Source organism: Flavobacterium solisilvae, assembly GCF_012911605.1.
GTDB lineage: Bacteria > Bacteroidota > Bacteroidia > Flavobacteriales > Flavobacteriaceae > Flavobacterium > Flavobacterium solisilvae.
The window spans coordinates 1-282 of sequence record NZ_JAAMPT010000090.1 but is presented as its reverse complement, the minus strand read 5'-3'; the positions used below and the strand labels follow the sequence as shown (position 1 = coordinate 282).

The window sequence follows — 282 nt, the reverse complement described above, 5'->3', positions numbered from 1 at the left end:
CATAACATCTTGTAGTGTTGTTTTCTACGCGAACGTATAGGGTTTCTTGGTTGATCGTTCCATTGGTATAAGCCGTTACATTGGTGATGTTGCCTGTTCCTAATTGGGCTTGGGTGAAATCAGTATAGAATGTTACCGTATGCGTTGCTGCATTAATACTACCTAAAATCTCCGCTATTTTGGTCGTTAAATTGAAACTCTCATAACCTACTGCACCTGTGTAATCACATAAATGGTAATCTGTTGGCTCGGTCGCTTCTGGCGTTGGGTTGACGATTAATT

The 282-nt window shown here is 40.8% G+C and carries 1 protein-coding gene; it reads right to left on the bottom strand.

Annotation, left to right across the window (positions count from 1 at the left end; translation table 11 throughout):
- Nucleotides 1-282: hypothetical protein (locus tag G6042_RS00425; RefSeq protein ID WP_169522331.1), on the bottom strand; the 282-nt coding region annotated here is incomplete at both ends.